Source organism: Sphingomonas sp., assembly GCF_035317925.1.
In the GTDB taxonomy this organism is placed as follows: domain Bacteria; phylum Pseudomonadota; class Alphaproteobacteria; order Sphingomonadales; family Sphingomonadaceae; genus Sphingomonas_I.
This window is the reverse complement of record NZ_DATHFV010000059.1, coordinates 1-6,928: the sequence shown is the minus strand read 5'-3', so window position 1 is coordinate 6,928 and position 6,928 is coordinate 1. Positions and strand designations below refer to the sequence as shown.

The following is a 6,928-nucleotide window of genomic DNA, read 5'->3' as shown; positions in this document are numbered from 1 at the left end:
CCGACAGCAGGCCTGGTACTGACCCGCAATGTCGAGGCTGGCCAGATCGTTTCTTCGGGATCGAGCGCGCTGTTCCATATCGCGTCCGAGGGCAAGATGGAGGTGCAGGCGCCCCTTGCCGAGGGCGATCTCCAGCGCGTGCATGTCGGTTCGCCGGCCACGGTCACGCCGGTCGGCACCACGGTCCGGATTCCGGGCACGATCTGGCAGATTTCGCCGGTGATCGATCCGACCAGCCGTCAGGGTACGGTCCGTATCGAACTGCCGTACAATGTCGCGCTGCGGCCGGGCGGCTTTGCCGCGGCCGAGATCGGCGGCGGTATCGGCGATGTGCCGCTGCTTCCCGAAAGCGCGGTGCTGAGCGACGCGAAGGGCAACTTCGTTTATCTGATCGGCACCGACAACAAGGTCGTCCGCCGCGACGTGAAGATCGGCGACGTCGACGAGCGCGGCGTGACCATCCTGAGCGGTCTGAGCGGAACCGAGCATGTGGTGGCCGCCGCCGGCGCCTTCCTGAATGCCGGCGACAAGGTAAAGCCCAGCTTTCAGCCCAGCCCTCGCTGAGGATCGACCCGCATGAACTTCCGCAACATCTCCGCCTGGTCGATCCGCAACCCGGTTCCGCCGATCGTGCTGTTCTGCGCGCTGACCCTGGCCGGGGTGGTCTCGTTCATGCGGATGCCGCTCAACCAGAATCCGGAGATCACCTTCCCCGGCGTCTATGTGCAGGTCACGCAGCCGGGCGCGGCACCGACCGAGATGGAGACACAGATCACGCAGCGCGTCGAAGCCGCGGTGCGCAATCTGGAAGGCGTGGAGGAAATCGACTCCACCGTGACCGAAGGCAGTTCGGGCACATTCGTCCAGTTCTCGATCGAAACGCCGGTCGATCGCGCGACCACCGACGTACGCGACGCTATCTCGCAGATCCGCGGCAATCTGCCCCAAGGCATCATCGAGCCCCAGGTTCAGCGCGTGAACATCAATGGCGGCAGCCTCGCCAATTTCTCGGTCGAGGCGACCGACATGACGCTGGAGCAGCTATCCTGGTTCGTCCAGGACACGGTTTCGCGCCGTCTGCTCGCGATCAGCGGCATGCAGCAGGTCGAACTTCACGGCCAGGTCGACCGCGAAATCCGTGTTATCCTGGATCCCGCCAAGATGCAGTCGCAAGGCGTGACCGCCTCTCAGGTCAATCGCCAGCTCTATGCGGTCAATACCAATGCCGCCGGCGGCCGGGCAGAGATCGCAGGCACCGAACAATCGGTGCGCGTGCTCGGCAACGCCCAGGACGCCTACACGCTTGGCCAGCAGCAGATTCAGATCGGCAATGGCCGTTCGGTCCGCCTCGCCGACATCGCCGACGTGCGCGATTCCTATGGCGAGCGTCGATCGCTGGCAAAGATGGAAGGCAAGCCCACCGTCAGCTTCAGCATCCTGCGGTCGCGCGGCGCGTCGGACGTTTCGGTGTTCAACGACACGGTCAAGGAACTGGCCAAGATCGAGAAGGAATATCCGAAGATCCACTTCATCCAGCGGTCCAACTCGGTGGTCTATACCGAGCGCAATTATCATTCGGCGATGCGCGCGATGATCGAAGGCGCGATCCTGGCGGTCGCGGTGGTGTTCCTGTTCCTGCGCGACAAGCGCGCGACCGTGATCTCGGCGCTGGCCATTCCGCTGTCCGCGATCCCGACATTCTGGATCCTGGACCTGATGGGGTTCACCTTCAACTTCATGACGTTGCTGGCGCTGAGCCTGGTGTCAGGCGTGCTGGTCGACGACGCGATCGTCGAGATCGAGAATATCGTCCGCCACATGCGCATGGGCAAAACCGCCTATCAGGCATCGATCGACGCCGCCGACGAGATCGGCCTGGCCGTGGTCGGCACGACCTTCTCGATCGTGGCGGTGTTCCTCCCGGTCGCACTGATGCCGGGCATCGCCGGCCAATATTTCAAGAATTTCGGCCTGACGGTCGTGGTCGCGGTGCTGATGAGCCTGCTCGTCGCGCGCCTGATCACGCCAATGGTGGCAGCCTATTTCCTCAAGGCACATGGCCAGGCCAAGCATGGCGAAGGCTGGCTGATGGACGCCTATATGAAGGTGCTCCATTGGACGCTGGACCGTAACCAAGGGACGCGGCGTACCTGGAAGCGTCTGTGGCTGCGCGACAACCGCAAGCTGACCCTGATGTCCGGCTTCGTCGCGTTCATCCTGACCATCTTCGTCTTCGGATCACTGCCCTTCACCTTCATCCCGCCGGCCAATGCGGAAACGAGCCATCTTGAAATCAGTATGGCGCCCGGCACGACGCTTGAGCAGACCGAGGCGGTGGCGGACCGCGCCACCAAGATACTCCGCGCGCAATCCGAGGTGACCACCGCGGTCGAATATATCGAGGTCGGCTCCGCCGAGATCGTGATGACGCTGAATCCGAAGCGTACCGTCACCAGCACGGAATTCGAACGCAAGCTGCAGCCCGTGCTGCAGAAAATCCCGGACGCGCGCATCAATTTCGATTCGCAGAACGGCGACCAGAACAGCAATCGCGACGTCTCCGTTCTGCTGGCGGGTGACGATCCGGCCGCGCTCGACAAAGCCGCAGCCACCCTGGCGGAGCAGATGAAAGCGATGCCCGGCCTGCGTGCCCCCCGCGTCGAGGGCAACCTTCCGCGCCCGGAAATCACGATCAAGCCGCGACTGGATCTTGCCGCCGACCTGGGTGTGACCACGAGCGATCTCAGCGAGACGATCCGCATCGCCACGCTGGGCGACATCGACCAGAATGCGGCCAAATTCTCGTTGTCCGACCGTCAGATCCCAATCCGGGTGATGCTGAACGAGGATAGTCGTCGCGATCTGTCGACGATCCAGAACCTGCCCGTCCAGACCACGCGCGGCACCACCGTGCCGTTGAAGGTGCTCGCCGATATCGGCTTCGGCGCGGGCCCGTCGGAGATCAAGCGCATCAACCAGGAGCGGCGCGTCGTGATCGGGGCGGACCTCGGCCCGGGCGCGGTTGCCGGCACCGAGCGCGATAAGATCATGAACCTGCCGGCAATGAAAAACCTGCCGTCGACCGTGCATTACGAAGCCGCGGGCCAGGCCAAGTGGCAGGCGGAAATGCTGATCAACTTCCTGATCGCGCTCGTCGCGGGCGTGTTGCTGGTGTTCGCGGTGCTGGTGCTGCTGTATCGCCGCGCCATCCCGCCGCTGGTGAACATGGTTTCGCTGCTGCTGGCGCCGCTCGGCGGCGGCATCGCCCTCCATTTGGCGAATATGCCAACCTCGCTGCCCGTGCTGATCGGCGTGCTGATGCTGTTCGGCATCGTCGCCAAGAACTCGATCCTCCTGATCGATTTCGCGATCGAGGAGATGCGCCATGGCCGGGCGCTGCTCGAATCCATCCTGGATGCCGGGCACAAGCGCGCGCAGCCGATCGTCATGACGACGGTCGCGATGGTCGCGGGCATGCTGCCGACCGCCTTGTCGTTGGGTGGCGACGGTTCGTTCAACCAACCGATGGCGGTGACCGTGATCGGCGGGCTGATCCTGTCGACCATGCTCACGCTGCTGATCGTTCCCGCCGGCTTCAGCCTCGCCGATGGCGCGGAAAAGTGGATGGGCCGCCGGCTCGGCAAGGTTCTCAACAGCGCCGAGGACCATTCGCCGGGTGTCGCGCATCCCGCAGAGTGAACCTTCCGGGGCGATGGCTATTGTCTAAAGACATGCCACCGCCCCGGACCACATCATGACGCTTCGCGACCGCCTTATCCCGTCGCAGGGTGGCGTCCGCCAGATGCGGATCATCGCCACCGGACTGCTGGTCGCGATGGCCGGACTGTTCCTGCTGGCCAGAACATTCGAGCCCACGCATCCGGCCTGGGGCTATGTCCGCGCCTTCGCCGAGGCGGCGATGGTCGGCGGGCTCGCCGACTGGTTCGCGGTAACCGCCCTGTTCCGCCACCCGCTCGGCCTGCCGATCCCCCACACCGCGATCATCCCGCGCAACAAGGACCGGATCGGCGACAGCCTCGCCAGCTTCCTGCGCTCCAATTTCCTGGTGCCGCGCATCGTCGCGCGCCGCATGGCCAAGCTCGACGTGGCGCGCGCGATCGGCCGCGTGCTCGCCTCGCCGCCGCGCGAGGGCGCGATGCGCGCGGGCGCGGGCAATCTCGCCGAGACCCTGCTCGAAAGCCTCGGCGACGAGCGGCTCGGCCAATTGTTCAAAAGCGCAGCGGCGCAGCGGCTGAAGGCGCTCGATGTCGCGCCGCTTGCGGGCAAGCTGATGGCGACGGCAATGGACGAGGAACGCCATCGTCCGATGATCAACGCGGCGATCCTCTGGGCCGGCCGCACGCTCGACGCGAACGAGCCCTTGTTCCGGCAGATGATCCACGAACGGGCCGGTTCTATCCTGCGCTGGACCGGGCTCGACGAGACGCTTTCGACCAAGATCCTCGACGGCCTGTTCCGCCTGCTCGGCGACATGGCGGAAGATCGCAATCATCCGCTTCGGATCAGGGCGGAGGAAGCGCTGGCCGGCCTTGCCCAGCGGCTCCAGACCGATCCCGAATTGCAGGCCCGGGTCGCCGCGTTTCGCGACGCCGCGCTCGCCAATCCCGCGGTGGGGGAATGGCTGGACGGCCTGTGGCAGAATGCGCGCGCGGCGATGCTGCGCGCGGCGCGCGACCCCGAGGCGGTCGCCGCCGGCAAGTTCGGCGAGGCGATGCGCCAGATGGGGACCAGCCTGCAGGAGGATCCGCGCGTCCGCTTCGCGGTCAACCGCTTCGCGCGGCGCGCGACCGCAGCCCTGGTCGCCTCCTATGGCGACGGCATCGTCACCCTGGTGTCCGAGACCGTGCGCAGCTGGGACGCGCACACCGTCACCGGCCGGCTCGAAAACGCGGTCGGGCGCGATCTGCAATATATCCGGATCAACGGTACTCTGGTCGGCGGGCTGGTCGGCGTGGTCATTCACATCATCGATACGCTGGCCTGAACGATTGCCGGCGCGCGCAACGGCGCGCCGGACTGAAGGGCCGGTCATCGTCTCGATATTTGGGGATTTCGCCGGTAGCGCGTTGCATCGGCGGAAAAGCCCGTCTAAGCGCGCTTTTCGCTGGTGCCGGGGCTGTAGCTCAGATGGGAGAGCGCTGCAATCGCACTGCAGAGGTCAGGGGTTCGATTCCCCTCAGCTCCACCAGCGTTTTCCTCCCATCCTTGCGCTGACGCTGGACCTGCCGAATAGGGATCAGGTGAACCCGCTGCGTTATCTTCTCGCCCCCTGGTGGGCCTATCAGCTCGCAACCGACGCCAAGAGCTTCCGCGACAGTCCGCTGATCGGATCGCGCCGATTGAACGCGTGGGGACTGCACGTGAAGCGGGTCATACTCGCCGATCGGATGGCGGCATGGCGAAGGCGACGGATGGAGGGACTAGTGCCAGCCGCCCAGCGCGCGGAATTCGCCCGCAACGGCTATGTGAAGGTCGAGAATTTCCTGGCGCCTGAGGCCTTCGCTGCGCTCCAAGACCAGGTGATGTCCTATCCCGGCGCCGCGCGCGAGATGGTGCAGGGCGATACGATCACACGCCGCTACGCGCTCGATCCGGAGACGCTGCAGGCGCTCCCCGCCGCCCGCGCGCTGGTGCGCGACAAAAGCTGGCAGGGCCTGATCCGCTATGTCGGCAGCTACGACACCGAGCCGCTGGCCTATATCCAGTCGATCCTGACGCATCGCCACGACGCGCCGCCCGATCCGCAGACCGATCTTCACGCCGATACCTTCCATCCCACCGTGAAGGCCTGGCTGTTCCTGACCGACGTCGCACCCGACGAAGGCCCGCTCATCTATGTCGCCGGATCGCACCGGCGCGACGCGGCGCGGCTGGCGTGGGAGAAGAAGCGCAGTCTCGAAGCGCGCGATGGAAGCGACTTCCTGTCGGGGCGCGGCTCGCTGCGGATCGACGAGGCGGAGCTGGCCGGGCTCGGCCTGCCCAAGCCGACCGTCTTCGCGGTCCCGGCCAATACGTTGGTGGTGTGCGACACGAGCGGCTTCCATGCGCGCGGGCCGGCGGTGCGGCGGTCGACCCGGGTCGAGATGTGGGCCTATGGGCGGCGCAATCCGTTTTTGCCGTGGACGGGTCTCGATCTGACCGGCTGGCCTGGCCTCGCCGAACGGCGCGTGCCGCTCCACTGGCGCTTCCGCGACCGGTTCAAACGCTGGCTTGGCCAGCCCTGGGCCGATGTCGGCCGCAAGCGTCCGGCCGACGAATGAACAGCGCCCCGCCACGCCCCGTGGACGACAGCGACATCAAGGTCGCGTGCGGCATCGCCTGGTGGAAACGCGTGCGGATCGCGCAATTCCTGGCCAGCCACGCGCGCGGGCCGCTGAAATTCGCGGACGATGCGCGCGACGCGATCGCGCAATCCGCCGGTGGCGCGATCGCGGTCTGGCCGTCGCGCATGCCGAATGGGCTGGAGGCACTGGCGGGCGACCGGCTGGTGCGGATCGAGGATGGTTTCATCCGCTCCATCGGGCTGGGCGCCGATCTCCATCCGCCTTTGTCGATCGTGGTCGACCGCAGCGGCATCTATTACGATCCCAGCGGGCCGAGCGATCTCGAAACGATCCTCGCGACCGCCGATTTCCCGCCCGATCTGCGCGCGCGTGCCGAGGCGCTGGTCGAGACGATCGTCACGCGCGGCATCAGCAAATATGCGAGCGAAGCGCCGCCCGCCGCCACCGAGCCGCGCCAGAAACGGACGATCCTGGTTCCAGGGCAGGTCGAGGACGATCAATCGGTCCGGCTCGGCGGCGCGGATGTGACGGGCAATCTCGATCTGCTGCGTCGCGCACGCGCGGCCGAACCCGATGCGCATATCCTGTTCAAGCCGCACCCCGACGTCGATGCGGGCCATCGC

The 6,928-nt window shown here is 66.0% G+C and carries 4 protein-coding genes, 1 tRNA gene and 1 pseudogene; all 6 read left to right on the top strand.

The genetic code is table 11. The annotated features are described in order from the left end of the window. The coding region (locus tag VK533_RS04590) for an efflux RND transporter periplasmic adaptor subunit (RefSeq protein ID WP_324375445.1) at positions 1-564 on the top strand (564 nt) is incomplete at its 5' end. A 12-nt stretch (positions 565-576) separates the two neighbouring features. Beyond that, the gene (locus tag VK533_RS04585; protein WP_324375443.1) at positions 577-3,699 is read left to right on the top strand and encodes an efflux RND transporter permease subunit; all 3,123 of its coding nucleotides are present in this window, start codon (positions 577-579) and stop codon (positions 3,697-3,699) included. A 55-nt stretch (positions 3,700-3,754) separates the two neighbouring features. Continuing rightward, a complete protein-coding gene (locus tag VK533_RS04580) occupies positions 3,755-5,005 on the top strand; it encodes a DUF445 domain-containing protein (RefSeq protein ID WP_324375441.1) in 1,251 nt (416 codons plus the stop codon). A gap of 128 nt (positions 5,006-5,133) precedes the next feature. Continuing rightward, positions 5,134-5,209, top strand: a tRNA-Ala gene (locus VK533_RS04575). A gap of 52 nt (positions 5,210-5,261) precedes the next feature. Continuing rightward, the gene (locus tag VK533_RS04570) at positions 5,262-6,281 is read left to right on the top strand and encodes a phytanoyl-CoA dioxygenase family protein (protein ID WP_324375438.1); all 1,020 of its coding nucleotides are present in this window, start codon (positions 5,262-5,264) and stop codon (positions 6,279-6,281) included. Next, positions 6,278-6,928: pseudogene (locus tag VK533_RS04565) on the top strand (beta-3-deoxy-D-manno-oct-2-ulosonic acid transferase); the annotation flags it as partial. The gene VK533_RS04570 and the pseudogene VK533_RS04565, both read left to right, overlap by 4 nt.

Coding starts and splice junctions, on each gene's coding strand:
- VK533_RS04580 (WP_324375441.1), top strand. CDS start 3,755: ATGACGCTTCGCGACCGCCTTATCCCGTCGCAGGGTGGCGTCCGCCAG.
- VK533_RS04585 (WP_324375443.1), top strand. CDS start 577: ATGAACTTCCGCAACATCTCCGCCTGGTCGATCCGCAACCCGGTTCCG.